The sequence below is a fragment of the Terrabacter aeriphilus genome (assembly GCF_039542985.1).
Taxonomy (GTDB): Bacteria; Actinomycetota; Actinomycetes; order Actinomycetales; family Dermatophilaceae; genus Terrabacter; species Terrabacter aeriphilus.
The window spans coordinates 151,705-170,732 of sequence record NZ_BAABIW010000014.1 but is presented as its reverse complement, the minus strand read 5'-3'; the positions used below and the strand labels follow the sequence as shown (position 1 = coordinate 170,732).

Sequence of the window (19,028 nt, the reverse complement as noted above, 5' to 3'; positions counted from 1 at the left end):
ACCCACGCCGGGGCGGCGTCGCTCACTGCTCGGCCCGGCGCCGGTGCTCGTCGCGCACGGGGGCGGTGAGGGCGGCATACGAGTCCGGGCGGCGGGTCTCGAGGAAGGGGAAGAGCTCGAGCCAGTCACGGCGCTGCGCGAGGTCGAGGTCGGCGACGAGCACGGCGGCCTCGTCGCGCGGCGCCTGCACGAGGATGCGGCCGTAGGGGTCGGAGACGAACGAGCTGCCGTAGAAGGTGATCAGGCCCTCGGTGCCGAAGCGGTTGGGCACGACCATGAACAGGCCGTTGGCGATGCCGTTGCCGACGATGACCTGCTGCCAGAGCGGCTGGGTGTCGAAGTCGGGGTGGTCGGGCTCGGAGCCGATGGCCGTCGGGTAGCAGAGCACCTCGGCGCCGGCGAGGGAGTAGAGGCGCGCCACCTCGGGGAACCACTCGTCCCAGCACGTCGGCAGCCCGAGGCGCACGCCCGGCTCGTCGAGCGTGACGACCGGGTAGGCGTCGGCGGGCGGGCCGGGGCGGAAGTAGCGGTCCTCGTAGTAGCCGGCCGTCACGGGGATGTGGGTCTTGCGGGTGCGGGCCACGACCTGCCCGTCGGGCGCCACGACGACGGCGGTGTTGAAGCCGAGCCCGTCGCCCTCGTCGGCCCGCTCGTAGAGCGAGGCGTGCACGTGCACGCCGAAGTCGCGCGCCGCGTCGCGGGCGAAGGAGACGGTGCGCCCCGTCTCGAGGTCCTCGGCGAGCTCCGCGGGCGTGCCCTCGGGCAGCCTGTCGGCCGGGTAGCGCGACAGCGTCAGCTCGGGCAGGAAGACGATCCGCGCGCCCGCCTCGGCGGCCGTGCGGATGCCGTCACGCAGGGTCTCGACGAGCGCGGCGGGGTCGTCGGTCCACTCGTGCTGGACGACGCCGACGCGGACGGGCGCGGTGTCCGGCTGGTCGACGCGGGCGAGGGACTCGGGGACACCATTGGCCTGGATGAGCTTCACAGCGTGCAGTATGCACCCACCGGAGCCACCTTCCGAGGCGGACCGGCGAGGGTCAGTATGCCGTCAGGTCGCTGACGAGCCGCCGCTGCCCGACCTTGCGCATCGTGGCGATGACGCGGTTCTGGTCGATGGCCGGCGCGGGCTGGGCGGTGGTCGTCGCCGATGTTGTCGGGCACCGTGCGGGCCGCGTTGATGTCGTGCGTGACGATGAGGAACGTCGCGTCGATCTGCGCGTTGAGGTCGATGAAGAGCTGGGTGATGTAGCTCGTGCGCACGGGGTCGAGGCCCGAGTCCGGCTCGTCGATGAGCAGGATCTCGGGGTCGAGCACGAGGGCGCGGGCGAGGCCGGCGCGCTTGCGCATGCCGCCCGAGATCTCGCCGGGCAGCTTGCCCTCGGCGCCGGAGAGGCCGACGAGCTCCATCTTCTCCGTGACGATGCGTCGGATCTGCGCCTCGGGCTTCCTCGTGTGCTCGCGCAGCGGGAAGGCGACGTTGTCGTAGAGGGTCATCGAGCCGAAGAGCGCCCCGTCCTGGAAGAGCACGCCGAAGAGCTGGCGCACCTCGTAGAGGTCCGCCTCGCGCATCCTCGTCAGGTCACGGCCGTCGATGACGATCGAGCCGGCATCCGGCTTGAGCAGCCCGACGAGCGTCTTGAGGAAGACCGACTTGCCGGTGCCCGACGGGCCGAGCATGACGGAGATCTCCCCGGCCGGCAGCGTGAGCGTCACGTCCCGCCAGATCGTCTGCGACCCGAAGGTCTTCGTCAGTCCCGTGACCACGTTCTCCACACCCATGTGGCTGCACCTGCGTCTTCCTGGCCGTCTCGACTCGGCTACGGGGGAAACGAGGTCGCGCGAGGGAAGTTACGCGCGAGTTCGCACGGTCTTCAGCCGCTGGGCCCGGTCCGCCTCTAGGGTTGGGCCCACGTGGTCGCCCTGCCGGGCGGCCGGACGGCAAGCGACCTGGAGGATGCATGCGCGCCCAGCTGCTGGCCTCCCAGGTCGCGCCCGGCGCCGTGGTCGAGGTCGCGGGGCGGCCCCGCCGGGTGCTCGGCACGCTGCGCCTCACGAGCGCGGGGCGGAACTGGAGCGAGCACTGCGTCGAGGGCGAGCGCGCCGGCACGCGCGAGTGGGTGGCGATCCGCCCGCGCGGGCGCGACACCGTCATCGAATGGACGACCCGGCACGACCTCGTCGCCGAGCCCGACCTCGAGGGGCTCACCCTCGACGGCCGCGACTGGGTGCTCGACGAGGCGACCACGGCGACCTACGCCGCGGCGGGCAACACCGGCACCGGACCGGTGGGCAGCTGCGACTTCGTGGAGTACACGTGCGGCGAGAGCGACGTGCTCGTCTTCGAGAGCTGGGACGGCGCCATGTGGGAGCTGAGCACGGGCACCCGGGTCGACCCGGCGGCCGTGCAGGCCTACCACGACCTCCCCGGCTGAACGGTCCCGTCAGGACGGCTCGGTCAGGACGGCTCCGTCAGGACCGCTCGGTCAGGACGGCTCGGTCAGGACGGCTCGTGCGTGCGGGTGACCTCGTGCGTCACGGCGTCGCCGTCGACCCGCAGGGTGACGGCGGCCACGCGCCCCTGCGCACCCAGCCCCGAGAGGCCGGCGAGCAGCTCGCCGATGCGCTCGAAGGTCTCGGGGGTCGGCGCCGGTGGCTGGCCGTCGGCGTTGCCGGAGAGCCCCGTCAGCCGATGGCCCTCGTCGAGCGTCAGCGCAGCCGTCATCCGCGCCACGGGCTCACCGCGCTGCGCCGCGACGCCCTCGCGCAGCGTCGCTGCCACCGCCTCGAACACCTCCGCGGCCGTATGCCGGGTGGCCGGCTCCGCGTCGGCGTGACCGTCCGCGGCGGCGGGGTCGGCGGGGACATCCGTCGCCCCTGGAGCGTCGGCAGGTGCGTCGGCCGGTGCGTCGGCGGGTGAGTCGGCTTCGGTCGGCGCCGGGGCCTCCGCCTCGCCGGCACGCGGGGCGTGCCCCTCGCTGAGGAAGCCGGTGGCGGCGAACTCGATCTTGGCGAAGTCGACCTCGGCGTCGCGGGCGAGCGAGTTGTCGACGACGTAGGCGAGGTTGACCGCGAGGTCACGCATGCCCGGGTGCAGCTGCTCGCCGACGAAGCGCGAGCACAGCAGCAGCGCGTGCACGCGCACCATGGTGCGGCCCTTGCGGTCCTGCACCTGCTGCGCCGCCTCGACCCGGGCCAGGTCGAAGCCCTGCGTCGGGTAGAAGTGCAGCGGCCGCTCGAGCACGAGCAGCGAGTAGTCGGGGCGGTCGGAGCCGGGCATGACGCGGTAGAGCTCGCCGTTGAGGGGCAGCTGCCACTCGAGCTCGGGCGCGGCCACGTCGAAGCGCGTCACGCAGACGAGCGGCCCGTACCGACCCACCGCCTGGCCCCCCGCCGACCCGGGCCCGTCGGCCGGCGGCGCCGTCGGCGCGGTCGGCGCGGTCGGCGCGGTCGGCGCGGTCGGCGCGGTCGGCGCGGGCTCGGTGGGCGCAGGCTGGGGCCCGACCTGATCGTCCGACGCCTTGCTGCTGGTGCGCGACAGCCATCCCATGCCGGCAAACCTACCCGGCACGGTGCGGCGCGGCTCGTCGCCCACACCCTCGGACGGCATCCGGGCCCGGCGGTGGTTACGGTGGGGCGGTGACGACAGTGGGCAAGGACGCTCCCGACCTGCAGGCGCTCGACGACCTGGCCGCGACCGTGACGCCCGGTGCCCTGCTGACCGGGGCCGACAGCGTGGCGGCCTACCGGTTCGACTACACCGCGGACGCCGGGGCGGGCACGCCGCTCGCCGTCGTCCGCGCGCAGACCGCGGCCGACGTGCAGGCCACGGTGCGCTGGGCGGGCGCGCACGGCATCCCCGTCGTGCCGCGCGGTGCGGGCAGCGGTCTCTCCGGCGGGTCGAACGCGATCGACGGGTGCGTCGTGCTCAGCCTCGAACGCCTGCGCGCGGTGGAGGTCGACCCGGCCACGCGCACCGCCGTCGTCGAGGCCGGTGCGCTCAACGTCGAGGTGAGGCGGGCGGCGGCGGAGCACGGCCTCTGGTACCCGCCCGACCCGTCGTCGTTCGAGATCTGCTCGATCGGCGGCAACGTCGCCACCAACGCCGGGGGGCTCTGCTGCGTCAAGTACGGCGTGACGACCGACTACGTCCTCGGCCTCGACGTCGTGCTCGCCGACGGCACCCTCGTGCACCTCGGCGGCCAGCGGGTCAAGGACACGGCCGGGCTCTCGCTCGTGAAGCTCTTCGTCGGCAGCGAGGGCACGCTCGGCGTCGTCACGCGCGCGACGCTGCGGCTCGTGCCGGCACAGGCGCCGCCCGCGACCCTCGTCGCCACCTTCGACACCGTCGAGGACGCGGCGCGGGTCGTCGTCGCGATCGGCAACACGCTGCGGGCCTCGATGATGGAGCTGATGGACCACGCCTCGATCAACGCCGTCGAGGACCACCGCAGCATGGGGCTCGACCGCGGGGCCGGCGCGATGCTGCTCGCGCAGTCGGACGCGCCCGGGGCCGCGCGCGGCGAGGAGATCGCGGCGATGGAGACGCTCTGCGAGGCCGGCGGGGCGCGCGAGTGCTTCACGACGACGGATGCCGCCGAGGGCGAGATGTTCGTCGCCGCGCGCCGCGCCGCCATCGTCGCCATCGAGCGGCGCGGGGCGATCATGCTCGAGGACGTCGGCGTGCCCGTGCCGCGGCTGCCCGAGCTGCTGACCGGCATCACCGAGATCTCACGCCGGCACGACGTCGAGATCCCCGTCGTCGCCCACGCCGGCGACGGCAACACCCACCCCGTCATCGTCTACCCCGCCGGTGACGCCGCCGCGAAGGACCGCGCGGCACAGGCCTTCTCGGAGGTCATGGGTCTGGCGATCGGCCTCGGCGGCACCATCACGGGCGAGCACGGCATCGGCCGCCTCAAGCGCGCCGCCCTGCCCGACCAGCTGGGCCCGGACGTCATGGCCCTCACCCACCGCATCAAGTCGGCCCTCGACCCGCAGGGCATCCTCAACCCGGGAGCAGGATTCTGATGACCTCGTCGACGCCCACCACGAGCTCGCGCCCCATCGCCGAGCGACACCTCTTCGGCCCGGGGCCGTGCAACCCCTACCCCGAGGCGACGCTCGCGCTCGCTGCGCCGCTCCTCGGCCACCTCGACCCCGACTTCCTCGCCGTCATGGACGAGACGTGCGACCTGCTGCGCCACGTGTGGGGCACCGACAACCGCCGCACCCTGCCGATCTCGGCCACCGGGTCGGCGGGCATGGAGGCGGCGTTCGTCAACACCGTCTCCCCCGGCGACGTCGTCGTCGTGGCGGTCAACGGGCTCTTCGGCGAACGCATGGTCGACGTGGCCGGACGCCACGGCGCCGAGGTCGTGCGCGTCGACCACGAGTGGGGCACCCCGGTCGACGCCGAGCGCGTGGCCGCGGCCCACCCGTCACCGGCGATCATCGCCGCGGTGCACGCCGAGACCTCCACGGGCGTGCGCTCCGACATCGCCGCGCTCGGTGCGGTCAAGGGCGACGCCCTGCTGCTCGTCGACGCCGTGACGAGCATCGCCGGCATCGAGCTGCGGGCCGACGACTGGGGCATCGACATCGGCTACGCCGGCACGCAGAAGTGCCTCGGGGTGGCGCCCGGCCTCGCGCCGTTCACGATCAACGACCGCGCCTTCGCCCGGCGGGTCGAGAAGCCGTCGTCGTGGTACCTCGACCTCGGCCTGCTCGGCGGCTACGTCGGCGAGACCGCCGGCAGCGGCCAGCGCACCTACCACCACACGGCCCCGACCGCGATGGTGGCCAGCCTGCACGCCGGCCTGCGGCGCATCGCCGACGAGGGCCTCGAGAAGGTGTGGGACCGCCACGCCGAGGCCGGCCGCCTGCTGCAGGAGGGCCTCGAGGAGATGGGCCTGACGCTCTTCGCCCAGGAGGGCGCCCGCCTGCCCGAGCTGACCACCGTGCGGGTGCCCGACGGCGTCGACTCGGCGGCCGTGCGGCGCTACCTGCTCGAGCGGCACGACATGGAGATCGGCGCCGGCGTCGGGCGGTTCGCCTCGACCGTCTGGCGCATCGGGCTGATGGGGCACAACGCCCGCCCGGACCGCGTGGCCCTCGTCCTCGCCGCTGTGAAGGACGCCCTGGCCCACGCCGCCTGAGCCGCCCACCGGCCGGGTCGAGGTGAGGTGCGACCGCATGCCGCGACGCATCACCACGACCCGGGGGCGAGAACGGCGAAGGCGGGCCCGACCAGTGGTCGGACCCGCCTTCGCGGTGGAGCAGTGATCCCGGCCGGCGTGAGCCTGCCGGGTCAGATCACTTGAGCTCGACGGACGCGCCGGCGCCCTCGAGCTGCTCCTTGGCCTTCTCGGCCGCAGCCTTGTCGACACCCTCGAGAACGGGCTTGGGGGCGCCGTCGACGAGGTCCTTGGCCTCCTTGAGGCCGAGGCTCGTGAGCGCGCGGACCTCCTTGATGACCTGGATCTTCTTGTCACCGGCGGCGGTGAGAACGACGTCGAACGAGTCCTTCTCCTCCTCCTCGGCGGGGGCAGCGCCACCGGCACCGGCCGCGGGAGCGGCGGCGACGGGGGCAGCAGCGGTGACCTCGAAGGTCTCCTCGAACTGCTTCACGAACTCGGAGAGCTCGATGAGGGTCATCTCCTTGAAGGCGTCAAGGAGCTCGTCGGTGCTGAGCTTCGCCATGATGGCTTCCTTCCTGTTGCTTGCCGTGAGTGGCTGTTTGATGAATCGAGCGGACGCCGGAGGGCGTCAGCTCTCGTCGCCACCCTCGGCGACGTCGGTGGTTGCCTCGGCAGCCGGAGCGGCCTCCGTGGCGGGACCCTGCGCCTCGACCTTCTGGCGCAGGGCGTCGACCACGCGGGCCGTCTGCGACAGAGGAGCGACGAAGAGGTAGGCGGCCTTGGTGAGGGAGCCCTTCATGGCACCCGCCAGCTTGGCCAGCAGAACCTCGCGGGACTCGAGGTCCGCGAGCTTCGTGATCTCCTCGGCGCTCAAGGTCTTGCCGTCGAGGACGCCAGCCTTGATCACGAGGAGGGGGTTTGCCTTGGCGAAGTCACGCAGACCCTTGGCCGCCTCGACCGGGTCACCGGTGATGAAGGCGATGGCCGACGGGCCCTGGAGGTGGCCGTCGAAGGCCGTGATCCCGGCCTCCTTGGCGGCGCGCTCCGTGAGCGTGTTCTTGACCACGGCGTAGGTGGCGTGTTCCCGGATCGAGCTGCGCAGCTGCGAGAGCTGAGCCACGGTCAGACCGCGGTACTCGGTGAGAACGGCCGCACCGGACTCACGGAGCTTGTCCGTGATCTCGGCAATGGCAACGTCCTTCTCGGCGTTCGCCATCTGGGCCTCCTTCCCTTGCGTGGTGACGCCGGGCGGAGGTGTCCCGGAGGGCCGGCACGAAAAGAGCCCCGGCGCAGGGCGCTCGGGGCTCGCAGCGGCATACGATCACGTATGCCGTGAGGCTGAGTGTCCTGCGCTGGCTGCCCGCATCGTGCGGAACCTTCGAGAGGTCGTGGTCGCCCACGTCCTCCAACCGGCGGTCATTGGTCGACACCGAGAATACGGGCTGGGCCCGGCCAGACCAAATCGGGACGGCCGGCCGGGCGCTGGGCGGGCGCAGAGCGGGCATCGGGGGACGGACCGGACAGCCCGCCGACACCGTCGTCACAGCGAGGCGGCGTCCGCGGCCCGGGTCCTCGCCTTTGCCGCACGGGTGACCTAGCGTGGAGCGCATGGTGAGGGGCAGTGCGGTCGCTCGCCCGCCCCAGACCTCGTGGACGGCCGTGCGCCGGCGCAGGGTGGCGGCGGGTGCTGCCGTCGTCCTCTGCGTCGTGGTGGACGTGTGGGCGGTGACGTGGGCCGGCGCCCGCGAGGCGACCGAACCCGGCCCCTTCGCCCGCAGCGGGCGGCTGGCGCTCGGCGTGGGAACCGGCCCGGCGGCCTCGCTCGCCGAGGTCGAGCGCGTGCCCGACGCCGCGACCGACTCCCAGGTGGGCGCGGGGTCGTCCGCCGGCACCTCCCCCCAGAAGGCGACGTCCACCTCCGGCACGGGCGACGGCCGCGACGCGAAGGGGGCCGTGGTGGAGGCGGGTGACGGCCGGTTCACGGTCGTGCCGATGCCGGCATCGGCCCTGCGGCCCGCGCCCACGAGCGGACGCACCGTGCGCTACACCGTGGAGGTCGAGGGCGGCGTCGACGTGCGTCCCGCCGAGTTCGCGTCGACCGTCGGCACCGTCCTGACCGACCCCCGCGGCTGGCAGGCCAGGGACGGGGTGCGCTTCGTCGACGTGTCGCCCGCCGCGGCGGCGGCCGGCGCGGCGGTCGACCTGCGGATCACCCTCGCCAGCCCGAGGACGACCGACAAGCTGTGCGCCCCGCTCGAGACGCGGGGCCAGGTCAGCTGCCACAACAGCGGGCGGGTCGTGCTCAACCTGCGCCGCTGGGTGCTCGGCGCGGAGGCCTACGGCTCCGACGTCGCCGGCTACCGCACCTACCTCGTCAACCACGAGGTGGGCCACGGCATCGGTCACGCGCACGCCTACTGCGGCGGCCCGGGCAAGGTGGCGCCCGTCATGATGCAGCAGACCTACGGTCTCAAGGGCTGCACGGCCTGGCCCTGGCCGACGCCGAAGCCGGCCTGAGCGTGACCGCGCCCCCGCTCGGACCGGCCACTCGCCGGGTCAGGGGCGCGGGGTGACGTTCTCGAGGACGACGGCGAGGCCCTGGCCGACGCCGATGCAGATGCACGCGAGGCCCCAGCGCTCCCCGCTGCGCTGCAGGTCGCGGGCGAGCGTGCCGAGCACCCGGCCGCCCGAGGCACCGAGCGGGTGCCCGAGGGCGATGGCGCCGCCGTGGCGGTTGACGATCTCCGGGTCGACGGGCCAGGCGTCGAGGCAGGCCAGCGACTGTGCCGCGAACGCCTCGTTGAGCTCGATCGCGGCGACGTCCGACCAGTCGATGCCGGCGCGCTCGAGCGCCTGCTGCGCCGCGGCGACGGGGGCGTAGCCGAAGCGCTGCGGCTCGAGGGCACTCGCCCCGCGGCCCGCCACGCGTGCGAGCGGGTCGAGGCCGAGCAGTCCGTGGGCACGCTCGCTGCCGAGCAGCACCGCCGACGCGCCGTCGTTGAGCGGCGAGGCGTTGCCGGCGGTCACGGTGCCGCCCTCGTCGGCACGGCGGAAGACGGTGCGCAGGGTGGCGAGCCGGGCCTCGTCGGTGTCCGGGCGGATCGACTCGTCGCGGGCGAGCTCGACGCCGGGCACGGGCACGACGAGGTCGTCGTAGAAGCCGGAGTCCCACGCCTGCGCGGCCAGGCGGTGCGACCGCGCGGCGAAGGCGTCCTGCCGCTCGCGGGTGACACCGCGCTCCCCGCGCAGCTGCTCGGTCGCCTCGCCGAGCGAGACGGTCCACTCCCCCGGCATGGCCGGGTTGACGAGCCGCCAGCCCAGGGTCGTCGAGACGAGCCCGAGATCGCCTGCCGGGTAGGGCTTCTCGGTCTTGGGGAGCACCCACGGCGCCCGGCTCATCGACTCGACACCGCCGACGACCACGACGTCGGCCTCCCCGGTCGCGATCTGGCGCGAGCCGACGATCGCCGCGTCGAGGCTCGAGCCGCAGAGGCGGTTCACCGTCGAGCCGGGCACCGAGGTCGGCAGGCCGGCGAGCAGCGCGGCCATGCGCGCGACGTTGCGGTTCTCCTCCCCCGCGCCGTTGGCGTTGCCGAGCACCACCTCGTCGACCTGCGCCGCCCCACCGTCGCGCAGCCCGGGCGCGCGGTCGACGAGCGCGCGCAGGACGTGCGCGGCGAGGTCGTCGGGCCGGATGCCGGCGAGGGCCCCGCCGTAACGTCCGAACGAGGTGCGGACGGCGTCGTAGACGAACGCCTCGGCCATGGTGGATCCCTCTTCACACGTCGTCGGGCTGCAGGAGCGAGGTCAGGCTATCCCTCGCCCACCGCCGCCCGGACGCACGGATGCCGTCCGGCGGGCACGCGGCCCACCGGACGGCATCCGGCAGCGGGACGTCAGTGCCGCTGGTGACGCGAGGGCTGGACGACCATCGCCGACCCGCCCCCGCGGCGGGTCGTCTCGGCGGCGGCCTCGAACCGGCCGTGACCGAGGTAGCGGATCGCCGTGACGGCGCCGATCTCGTTGACCGCCGGAGCAGCCGCCCCGGGAGCCAGCACGTGGCCCTTGGCCCGCAGCGCGGCCCCGACCGGCCCGTCGAGGATCTGCGGCTCGGCACCCTCGCTGGAGCCGTTGCGCGAGCTGAGCCGCGGGGCGCGGATCGCGTCGACGAGCGAGAGGCGACGGTCGAGGTAGCCGAGGATCGTCTGGCTCGTCGAGGTGATGATCGTGGCACCACCGGGCGAGCCCACCGCGAGGAACGGGCGGCCCTCGTGGAGCAGGATCGTCGGGCTCATCGACGACCGCGGGCGCTTGCCCGGGCCGGGCAGGTTCGGGTCGGGCACACCCGGGGTGAGCGGCGTGAAGTTGAAGTCGGTGAGCTCGTTGTTGAGCAGGAAGCCGTAGCCCGGCACCGTGATGCCGGACCCGCCGGTCTGCTCGATGGTCAGGGTGTAGCTGGCGACGCTGCCCCACCGGTCCATGACCGTCAGGTGCGAGGTCGAGAGGCCCTCGTAGGGCTCCGGCTGGGCGGCCTTGCCCGGCGCGCACGAGGTGTAGCGGCCGTCGGGCGAGCCGAACGGGATCGGGCGCGGCTGCGCCTTGGCCGGGTCGAAGAGGCAGGCCCGCTCGGCCGCGAAGGCCGGGCTCGTCAGTTGGCGCACCGGCACGCCGGGCACGTCACCGACCCAGCGGTTGCGGTCGGCGAACGCGGTCGCCGAGGCCTCGGAGAAGCGGTGCAGGTAGTCGGCCTCGCTCAGCGCGCTCGTCCGCACGCCCGTCGCCTTCTCGTAGGCCCGCATGAGGTTGAGGATCTCGGCCACCGCGATGCCGCCCGAGCTCGGCACCGGCATCCCGAAGACGTCGAAGCCCTTGTAGCTCGAGTGGATCGGCGCCTTGGTGAGGGCCCGGTAGGCGCGAAGGTCGCGCATCGTCAGCTGGCCGCCCATGACGGAGCTGCCGTCGGTGTGCGGCGACCGCGACTCGGCCACGACGGCCCGGCCCATCGAGCCGGCGTAGAGCGCCGAGACGCCCTGCGTGCGCAGCGTGCGGTAGGCCTTGGCCATGTCGGGGTTGCGGAAGGTCGAGCCGACCGCGGGCGCCTTGCCGTCACGGAGGAAGACGCGCGCGGTCTCGGGGAAGACCGAGAAGCGCGCCGCGTTCGCGGCGGTCTGGTCGGCGAAGGTCTGGTCGACGACGAAACCCTGGCGCGCGAGCTGCTCGGCGGGCGCGAGGGCCCGGTTGAGCGAGAGCGTGCCGTGGTCACGCAGCGCCTTGGCCCACAGGGCGGGGGTGCCGGGCACCCCGACCGACAGGCCGCTGTTGACGACGGTGGTGAAGTCCAGGGCCTTGCCGGTGCTCGGGTCGGTGAAGCTCTTCGAGGTGAAGGTGGCCGGCGCCGTCTCGCGCCCGTCGATGGTGCTGACCCGGCGAGCCCTGGCGTCGTAGTAGACGAGGAACCCGCCGCCGCCGATGCCGGTGCTGTAGGGCTCGGTCACGCCGAGGGCGGCCGCGGTGGCGACGGCCGCGTCGGCGGCGTTGCCCCCGCGCCGGAGCACGTCGATGCCGACCTGGGAGGCGTCGCGGTCGACGGAGCTGACGGCCCCGCCGCCGCCCTTCATGACCGGCACCTTCGGCAGGTCGGTCGGGTGGCCGTGCCACCCGCCGCCGTGCCGGGACGTGGACGCGCTGGACGACGGCGCGGGTGAGGGCGTGGGTGCCGGCGTCGCGCCGGCGGTCGCCGTGGCGGGCAGGAGCGAGAGCGGGAGTCCGACGACGAGGGCGCCGAGGACCCAACGGGATCGTGTCGTGGTGCGTGCGCTGGAACGACTCATCTCCCGACCGTACTGCCGCCCCCGGGGCCGATCGGGGCGAGCGACCCAGCGAGATTCCGCGGGCCCGGCGGGGGCGGCGGCCCGCCGCGGACGCGCGAGAGCCCGCCACCCCTTGCGAGGTGGCGGGCTCTGCACGAGCGGGTGTCAGGCGGTCAGGCCTGCTCCTCCTCGACGAGGAGGTTGCGCGTCTTGGAGAAGTCGAGCGGGATGCCCGGGCCCATCGTCGTGCTGATGGTGGCCTTCTCGATGTAGCGGCCCTTGGAGCTGGACGGCTTGAGACGCAGGATCTCCTCGAGCGCGGCCGCGTAGTTCTCGACGAGCTTCGTCTCGTCGAAGCTGGCCTTGCCGATGATGAAGTGGAGGTTCGCGTGCTTGTCGACGCGGAACTCGATCTTGCCGCCCTTGATGTCGGTGACGGCCTTGGCCACGTCCATCGTCACGGTGCCGGTCTTCGGGTTCGGCATGAGGCCACGCGGGCCGAGCACCTTGCCCAGACGACCGACCTTGCCCATGAGGTCGGGGGTCGCGACGACGGCGTCGAAGTCGAGCCAGCCGCCCTGCACCTTCTCGAGCAGGTCGTCCGAGCCGACGTGGTCGGCGCCGGCCTCACGGGCGGCCTCGGCCTTGTCGCCGTTGGCGAAGACGAGGACGCGGGCGGTCTTGCCCGTGCCGTGCGGCAGGTTGACCGTGCCGCGGACGGCCTGGTCGGCCTTGCGCGGGTCGACACCGAGGCGCATGGCGACCTCGACGGTCTCGTCGTACTTGGCCTTGGCGGTCTGCTTCGCGACGCGGACGGCCTCGAGGGGGGCGTAGACCTTGCCGGGCGCGATGAGCTCGGCGGCTGCGCGGTAGTTCTTGCTGCGCTTCATGTTCTGCTCCTTGCGTGGTGGTGGAGTCGTGGTGCGGGCCAGCGCTGGCCCTCCCACGTGGCCGACGGCATACGGTCCGTATGCCGTGCGGCCAGGGGTGACGCCGGGTCGTGAGCGGGGCTCAGAGCTCGGTGTCGATGCCCATCGAACGAGCGGTGCCGGCGATGATGCGCGCCGCCATCTCCTCGTCGTTGGCGTTGAGGTCTTCCATCTTCTGGCGGGCGATCTCGAGGACCTGCTCGCGCGAGAGCTTGGCGACCTTGGTCTTGTGCGGCTCGCCGGAGCCCTTGGCGACGCCGGCGGCCTTCTTGATGAGCTCCGCGGCCGGCGGGGTCTTCGTCACGAAGGTGAACGAGCGGTCCTCGAAGACCGTGATCTCGACCGGGATGACGTTGCCGCGCTGGGCCTCCGTCGCGGCGTTGTACGCCTTGACGAACTCCATGATGTTGACGCCGTGCTGGCCGAGGGCCGGACCGACGGGCGGGGCGGGGGTGGCCTGACCGGCCTGGATCTGCAGCTTGATGAAGCCGGAGACCTTCTTGCTCTTGGGGGGCATGGTTGCCTTCCTTGTTGCTGGACCGACGCCGTGGGCGATGACCCGGTTGCATGTCCTCGTGCGGTCAGCCGCACGAGGTGGAACGACCCTCGATCAGATCTTGGCGACCTGGGCGAAGGAGAGCTCGACCGGGGTCTCCCGGCCGAAGATGGAGACGAGCACCTTGAGCTTCTGGGTGTCGGCGTTGATCTCGGAGATCGTGGCGGGAAGGGTCTCGAAGGGCCCCTCCATGACGGTGACGGACTCGCCGACCTCGAAGTCGACGACGCGCACGTCCTTGGGGGCGCCGGAGCTCGCCGGGGCCCCGCCGTCGGCCGCGACCTGCGCCTCGAAAGTGGGGGCGAGCATCGTGAAGACCTCGTCGATCGAGAGCGGCACGGGCTGGTGCGCGTTGCCGACGAAGCCGGTGACGCCGGGCGTGTGGCGCACCGCGCCCCAGCTCTCGTCCGTGAGGTCCATGCGGACGAGGACGTAGCCGGGCATCCGCACGCGGCGGACCTGCTTCTTCTGCCCGTTCTTGATCTCGGTGACCTCCTCCATGGGGACCTCGATCTCGAAGATGAAGTCCTCCATGTTGAGGGTCTGGATGCGCGTCTCGAGGTTGGCCTTGACCCGGTTCTCGTAGCCCGCGTAGGAGTGGATGACGAACCAGTCGCCGAAGCGGCTGCGCAGGTCGGCCTTGAAGTCCGCGACGGGGTCCCCGCTGCCCGTGGGCGCCGGCACGCCGTCCTCGTCGGCGACGCCCTCGGCGTCGTCGGCCTCGTCAGCGCCGTCGGTCTCGGCGTCAGCGTCGGCGTCCTCGGCCTCGTCGGTCTCGACGTCGGTCAGGTCCGCCTCGGAGTCGGAGTCGGCCGGCTGCGCGTCGGGCTCGTCGGCGTCGGGCGCCGCGAGGTCGGCCTCGACGGTGGGGTCGACGACGTCGTTCTCGCCGTTCGGGGCACCCTCGGGGGAGAACTGCTCGGACACGCTGTTGCCTACTTCCTTGCTCGTGGACCAGCCGGTCGCGGCTGGTGCTGACATCCCGGGACCGTGGTCCCGTCGGTGCTAGGTGACCGAGCCGGTGAAGACCCAGGAGATGACCCGGGTCAGGACGAAGTCCAGACCCGAGACCAGCGCCATCATGATCACGACGAACATGACCACGACGGTCGTGTAGCGCACGAGCTCGGGGCCCGTGGGCCGCACGACCTTGCGCAGCTCGTCGAGGATCTGGCGCACGAAGAGGCTGATCGCCCCGAAGAGGCGCGACAGCGGGTTGCCGCCGGGAGCCTTGTCGGCCCGGCCGGACCCGCGCTTGGCGCTCGTCTCGGTCACGATTCCTTCTTTCTGCCTGGGTTCCGGCCCGCGTCGGCCGCCCCACCCGTGGTGTCCCACGACGGGCAGACGCCGCGTGCCGCCTTGCACGACGACCACATCACGGGGATGCGCAGGGCAAGAGGGACTCGAACCCCCAACCGCTGGTTTTGGAGACCAGTGCTCTACCAATTGAGCTATTGCCCTTCACCGGGACCTGGGGTGGTGCCCGGTGGGACGGCATGCCGCAGCATGGCCAGCGAAGCCGTCCGGGGATCGATCATACGGGACGGATGCGCCCCAACGCGAACCGACCTCACCCAGTCCACCACGAGGCCTGCCACCCGGCATACGGACCGCGGGACCCCTGCTCGCGCGGGCAGTGGCAGGATCGGGCTGTGACGAACCTGCGCACCCCCCTCGCGTCCCTGTCCGACGGCGACCTGGCCGGCTTCCTGGCCGAGCAGCAGCAGGCCTACGCGGCCCTGCAGGAGCGCCACCTCAAGCTCGACCTGACCCGCGGCAAGCCCTCGGCCGCGCAGCTCGACCTCGCCGACGCGCTGCTGCACCTGCCGACGGGCACCACGGACCGGGCCGGCGTCGACGTGCGCAACTACGGCGGCCTCGAGGGCCTCGCCGAGCTGCGCGAGATCTTCGCCGAGCTGCTCTGGGTCGAGCCGTCCCAGGTGGTCGCCGGCGGCAACTCGAGCCTGTCGATGATGTACGCGACGATCGTCGACTTCCTCCTCTTCGGCGGCGTCGACTCGCCGCGCCCGTGGTCGCAGGAGGAGACGGTCCGCTTCGTCTGCCCCGTGCCCGGCTACGACCGGCACTTCTCGATGCTCGCCGAGCTCGGCATCGAGATGGTCACCGTCGAGATGCACGACGACGGGCCCGACGTGGCCGCCGTCGAGGCGCTCGTCAAGGACGACCCGAGCATCAAGGGCATCTGGATCGTGCCGACGTACGCGAACCCCTCGGGCGCCGTCGTCTCGCAGGAGGTCGCGGCCCGCCTCGCCGCCATGCCTGCCGCGGCGCCCGACTTCACGATCTTCTGGGACAACGCGTACGCCTTCCACCACCTGACCGAGGACGAGGCGAAGAGCGCCGACATCCTCAGCCTCGCGGCTGCCTCGGGGCACCCGAACCGCCCGATCATGTTCGCATCGACCTCGAAGATCACCTTCGCCGGCGCCGGCGTCGCGGTGCTCGCGGCGAGCGCGGCGAACGTCGCGTGGTACCTGCGGCACCTGTCGATGGGCTCGATCGGGCCCGACAAGGTCAACCACCTGCGCCACGTCGAGTTCTTCCACGACGCGGCGGGCGTGCGCGCGCACATGCGCCGTCACCGCGACATCATCGCCCCGAAGTTCGCCGCCGTCGACGAGGCGCTGACCGAGGGCCTCGGCGGGCTCGAGGTGGCCGAGTGGACGCACCCGACCGGTGGCTACTTCGTCAACCTCGACGTGCTCGACGGCACGGCCTCGCGCGTCGTGGCCCTCGCCAAGGCCGCCGGCATCGCCCTGACGCCGGCCGGCGCCTCGTTCCCGCACGGCGACGACCCCCGCGACCGCAACATCCGCCTCGCGCCGACCTTCCCGGTGCTCGACGAGGTGCGCACCGCGATGGCCGGGGTGGCGACCTGCGTGGCCCTCGCGGCCGCGGAGAAGCTCGTGGCCGACCGTGAGGGCGGGTCCGCCGCGCGGGTAGGGGCAGAGGGAGACGACGCGACCGCGTGAGCCGGTGAGCCCGAGACCGGCGAGCGGGTGACGTCGTCACCCGAGACCAGCAGCCCGACGAAGGAGCCAGCACCGTGAGCGACACCGGTCCCAGCGAGAACATCGACACCGACTTCACGAGCTACAGCGTCGACGGCGAGGACCAGCCCTCGAACGTCGACGGCCTCCCCGACGAGGACGTCGAGGACGAGCTGGACCGCGGCTACTCCCCACCGGAGCGCGAGAGCGGCACCGACGCCTTCGGCACGACGCCCTACGAGGAGTCGCTGGACGAGACGATCGACCAGCGGATCAAGCAGGAGGTGCCCGACCCCGACACGGCGTACGGCGCCCCGGAGGACGAGAGCGGCCTCGACGAGCCGCGGGTCGGCGGCGACGACCCCGACTCCATCGCGGCCGAGGACGACTGGCTCGGCGACCACGAGGTCGGCGACGCCCGCGCCGGCCGTCTCGTGGCCGACGACGAGGGGGCGCACGACGACACCGAGAAGCAGGCGTGGGCCACCGACGTCGGCATCGACGGTGCGGCCGCGTCGGCCGAGGAGGCCGCCGTCCACGTCGTCGACGAGATCGCCGACGCGCCGGACGACTACTGACGGTCCCTCCCGCCCGGGCGACGACACCCGGGCGGGAGACGGCAGCCTGGCGTCGGCAGCCGGGCGGGCGACGCCCTGGTCGCGGTGACACACTGACCGGCATGACCGGTGAGACGCGCAGCGTCCTCGACCTGCCGAAGGCGCACCTGCACCTGCACTTCACGGGGTCGATGCGGGTCGCGACCGTGCGCGAGCTCGCCGTCACGCACGGCATCCGCCTCCCCGAGGCGCTGACGGGCGGCTGGCCGCCCCGACTCGCGCGCGCCACCGACGAGCGCGGCTGGTTCCGCTTCCAGCGGCTCTACGACGCCGCGCGGGCCTGCGTGCGCGGCGAGGCCGACATGCGCCGGATCGTGCGCGAGGCCGCCGAGGACGACGCGGCGGAGGGTTCGCGGTGGCTCGAGCTGCAGGTCGACCCCACGTCGTACGCCCCCTTCGTCGGTGGCATCACGCCGGCGCTCGAGATCGTGCTCGACGAGGCCCGTGCCGTCTCGGCCGCCGGCCCCGTCGGCGTCGGCGTCGTCGTCGCGGCGAGCCGGATGCGCCACCCGCTCGAGGCCCGCACGCTCGCCCGACTCGCCGCGCACCACGCCGGCGAGGGCGCGGGAGAGGTCGTCGGCTTCGGCCTGTCGAACGACGAGCGGCGTGGGCTGGTGGCCGACTTCGCGCCCGCGTTCGCCATCGCGCGGCGGGCCGGGCTGGCGCTCGTGCCGCACGGCGGCGAGCTGCTCGGCGCCCAGGCCGTCATGGAGACCCTCGAGCACCTCGAGCCCGACCGCATCGGCCACGGGGTGCGCGCCGTCGAGGACCCGCAGGTGCTCGACGCCGTCGCCGAGGCCGGCGCCACCCTCGAGGTGTGCCCCGGGAGCAACGTGGCGCTCGGCGTCTACGCGGAGCCGGCCGACGTGCCGCTGCGGCGGATCGTCGAGGCCGGCGTCCCGGTCGCGCTGGGGGCCGACGACCCCCTCCTGTTCGGGTCACGCCTCGCCGAGCAGTACGCGTCGGCGCGGGCCCTCGGCTTCGACGACGAGGGTCTGGCCGGGCTCGCGCGCGGCTCGCTCCGCGGCAGCCGGATGCCGGCCGACCGGCGTGCGGCCGCGCTCGCCGACGTCGACGCGTGGCTCGCCGGCCGGCCCGCGGCGGCCGTGACACCGGCCACAGCCGGCACCCCCTCGTAACGGTGCAGAACGGACACTGCGAGCAGGCCCGGGGGCGGGTGCACGGTGCACCGGGTTTGCTCAGCATCGGTGCGCCCGGTCATGCTGGTCGGACGATGAGTACTCCTGCCGCCGCCCCCGACCGATCCGCGACCGTCCCTGCCGGGCCGACCTCGCGCCTGCGCCGGCTCGCCGCCGTCGGCCTCGTCGCCCCCGTGCTCGCGCTCGCGGCCTGCAGCGGCGAGCCGTCCGTGACCGCCGACCCGACGGCCCCCGGCACGGCCACGGCGGCCTCCTCGGGCGCCGCGACGACGCCGGGCACGACGCCTCCCAGCTCGTCGGCCACACCGTCGACCCCGGCGGCCACGGCGACCTCGGCCGCCGCCCCGACGAAGGCTCCTGCCTACTCCACGCGCACCATCACGGCCGTCATCAAGGACCCCGACCTCGGCCACACCATCACGGCGCTGCGCCTCTCGCGCAACCTGCCGTTCCCCAAGAACCAGCCGGTGGGCGCCGAGGCCTTCGAGATCGTCGGCGTCAAGGTGGACTTCCGGGCCGGCTCGCGCTACTCCGCCGCCCTCGAGCCCTCGATGCTCTCGCTCATCGCGACGAGCCCGAAGCAGAACGTGCCCGTGACCGCCGAGTTCGGCAAGGCGTACAAGGCCGAGCCGCTCACCACGGCGAAGCGCGACGACCGCAGCCGCGGGTGGGTCTTCTTCAAGGTCGACAAGGGCACGACGAGCTCGCTGCGCCTCGCGTTCAACCGGCCCGCCTACGAGGTGAGCACGACCGACAAGAAGATCACCGCGAAGACCTTCTCGGCGGTGCTGTCGAAGTAGGCACGACC

General features: G+C 73.2%; 19 protein-coding genes and 1 tRNA gene. 8 read left to right on the top strand and 12 right to left on the bottom strand.

What is annotated here, in order from left to right; all coding sequences use genetic code 11:
• Positions 1 to 22: 22 nt before the first annotated feature.
• Together ABD979_RS09985 and ABD979_RS09980 are read right to left on the bottom strand one after the other, a co-directional pair.
• Positions 23 to 985, bottom strand: coding sequence for a nitrilase-related carbon-nitrogen hydrolase (locus ABD979_RS09985; RefSeq protein ID WP_345507321.1), 963 nt, complete (start codon positions 983 to 985; stop codon positions 23 to 25).
• The gene (locus ABD979_RS09980) at positions 982 to 1,779 is read right to left on the bottom strand and encodes an ABC transporter ATP-binding protein (protein ID WP_345507320.1); all 798 of its coding nucleotides are present in this window, start codon (positions 1,777 to 1,779) and stop codon (positions 982 to 984) included. The genes ABD979_RS09985 and ABD979_RS09980 overlap by 4 nt, the downstream gene beginning before the upstream one ends.
• Positions 1,780 to 1,958: 179 nt before the next feature.
• Between ABD979_RS09980 and ABD979_RS09975 the strand changes: the two genes are divergently transcribed.
• Positions 1,959 to 2,432 carry a DUF4178 domain-containing protein gene (locus ABD979_RS09975; RefSeq protein WP_345507319.1) on the top strand — a complete coding sequence of 158 codons (474 nt, stop codon included), beginning with the start codon at positions 1,959 to 1,961 and terminating at the stop codon, positions 2,430 to 2,432.
• Between the two features lie 65 nt (positions 2,433 to 2,497).
• On the opposite strand, the gene ABD979_RS09970 is transcribed toward ABD979_RS09975, so the two are convergent.
• The gene (locus ABD979_RS09970; protein ID WP_345507318.1) at positions 2,498 to 3,547 is read right to left on the bottom strand and encodes a hypothetical protein; all 1,050 of its coding nucleotides are present in this window, start codon (positions 3,545 to 3,547) and stop codon (positions 2,498 to 2,500) included.
• Between the two features lie 89 nt (positions 3,548 to 3,636).
• Between ABD979_RS09970 and ABD979_RS09965 the strand changes: the two genes are divergently transcribed.
• Together ABD979_RS09965 and ABD979_RS09960 are read left to right on the top strand one after the other, a co-directional pair.
• Entirely contained in the window at positions 3,637 to 5,028 is a 1,392-nt protein-coding gene (locus ABD979_RS09965; RefSeq protein WP_345507317.1) for an FAD-binding oxidoreductase, read from the top strand.
• Positions 5,028 to 6,155: a pyridoxal-phosphate-dependent aminotransferase family protein gene (locus ABD979_RS09960; protein WP_345507316.1), complete on the top strand. Its 1,128-nt coding sequence runs from the start codon at positions 5,028 to 5,030 to the stop codon at positions 6,153 to 6,155. The genes ABD979_RS09965 and ABD979_RS09960 overlap by 1 nt, the downstream gene beginning before the upstream one ends.
• A 157-nt stretch (positions 6,156 to 6,312) precedes the next feature.
• On the opposite strand, the gene rplL is transcribed toward ABD979_RS09960, so the two are convergent.
• A complete protein-coding gene (gene rplL, locus ABD979_RS09955; protein WP_345507315.1) occupies positions 6,313 to 6,699 on the bottom strand; it encodes a 50S ribosomal protein L7/L12 in 387 nt (128 codons plus the stop codon).
• Between the two features lie 66 nt (positions 6,700 to 6,765).
• A complete protein-coding gene (rplJ, locus tag ABD979_RS09950; RefSeq protein WP_345507314.1) occupies positions 6,766 to 7,353 on the bottom strand; it encodes a 50S ribosomal protein L10 in 588 nt (195 codons plus the stop codon).
• Positions 7,354 to 7,745: 392 nt separating this feature from the next.
• Between rplJ and ABD979_RS09945 the strand changes: the two genes are divergently transcribed.
• Positions 7,746 to 8,654: a DUF3152 domain-containing protein gene (locus tag ABD979_RS09945; RefSeq protein ID WP_345507313.1), complete on the top strand. Its 909-nt coding sequence runs from the start codon at positions 7,746 to 7,748 to the stop codon at positions 8,652 to 8,654.
• Between the two features lie 39 nt (positions 8,655 to 8,693).
• On the opposite strand, the gene ABD979_RS09940 is transcribed toward ABD979_RS09945, so the two are convergent.
• From ABD979_RS09940 to ABD979_RS09910, 7 genes are all read right to left on the bottom strand, one after another.
• The gene (locus tag ABD979_RS09940; RefSeq protein WP_345507312.1) at positions 8,694 to 9,902 is read right to left on the bottom strand and encodes a thiolase family protein; all 1,209 of its coding nucleotides are present in this window, start codon (positions 9,900 to 9,902) and stop codon (positions 8,694 to 8,696) included.
• A 131-nt stretch (positions 9,903 to 10,033) separates the two neighbouring features.
• A complete protein-coding gene (ggt, locus tag ABD979_RS09935; protein ID WP_425583953.1) occupies positions 10,034 to 11,968 on the bottom strand; it encodes a gamma-glutamyltransferase in 1,935 nt (644 codons plus the stop codon).
• 152 nt (positions 11,969 to 12,120) lie between these two features.
• The gene (gene rplA, locus ABD979_RS09930; protein ID WP_345507311.1) at positions 12,121 to 12,837 is read right to left on the bottom strand and encodes a 50S ribosomal protein L1; all 717 of its coding nucleotides are present in this window, start codon (positions 12,835 to 12,837) and stop codon (positions 12,121 to 12,123) included.
• 121 nt (positions 12,838 to 12,958) lie between these two features.
• Positions 12,959 to 13,393, bottom strand: a complete 435-nt coding sequence (gene rplK, locus ABD979_RS09925) for a 50S ribosomal protein L11 (protein WP_345507310.1) — start codon at positions 13,391 to 13,393, stop codon at positions 12,959 to 12,961.
• Positions 13,394 to 13,486: 93 nt separating this feature from the next.
• Positions 13,487 to 14,413 carry a transcription termination/antitermination protein NusG gene (nusG, locus tag ABD979_RS09920; RefSeq protein WP_345507309.1) on the bottom strand — a complete coding sequence of 309 codons (927 nt, stop codon included), beginning with the start codon at positions 14,411 to 14,413 and terminating at the stop codon, positions 13,487 to 13,489.
• Positions 14,414 to 14,437: 24 nt separating this feature from the next.
• Complete coding sequence (gene secE, locus ABD979_RS09915; protein WP_345507308.1) at positions 14,438 to 14,707, bottom strand: preprotein translocase subunit SecE; 270 nt, start codon at positions 14,705 to 14,707, stop codon at positions 14,438 to 14,440.
• A 113-nt stretch (positions 14,708 to 14,820) separates the two neighbouring features.
• A tRNA-Trp gene (locus ABD979_RS09910) sits at positions 14,821 to 14,893 on the bottom strand.
• Positions 14,894 to 15,084: 191 nt separating this feature from the next.
• Between ABD979_RS09910 and ABD979_RS09905 the strand changes: the two genes are divergently transcribed.
• The 4 genes from ABD979_RS09905 (at position 15,085) to ABD979_RS09890 (ending at position 19,020) form a co-directional block, all read left to right on the top strand.
• Positions 15,085 to 16,425 (top strand): aspartate aminotransferase type Ic, encoded by a 1,341-nt coding sequence (locus tag ABD979_RS09905; RefSeq protein ID WP_345507307.1) that lies wholly within the window; start codon positions 15,085 to 15,087, stop codon positions 16,423 to 16,425.
• A gap of 74 nt (positions 16,426 to 16,499) precedes the next feature.
• Positions 16,500 to 17,021, top strand: coding sequence for a DUF5709 domain-containing protein (locus ABD979_RS09900; protein ID WP_345507305.1), 522 nt, complete (start codon positions 16,500 to 16,502; stop codon positions 17,019 to 17,021).
• A gap of 101 nt (positions 17,022 to 17,122) precedes the next feature.
• The gene (locus ABD979_RS09895) at positions 17,123 to 18,199 is read left to right on the top strand and encodes an adenosine deaminase (protein ID WP_345507304.1); all 1,077 of its coding nucleotides are present in this window, start codon (positions 17,123 to 17,125) and stop codon (positions 18,197 to 18,199) included.
• A 95-nt stretch (positions 18,200 to 18,294) separates the two neighbouring features.
• Entirely contained in the window at positions 18,295 to 19,020 is a 726-nt protein-coding gene (locus ABD979_RS09890; RefSeq protein ID WP_345507303.1) for a hypothetical protein, read from the top strand.
• Positions 19,021 to 19,028 lie beyond the last annotated feature (8 nt).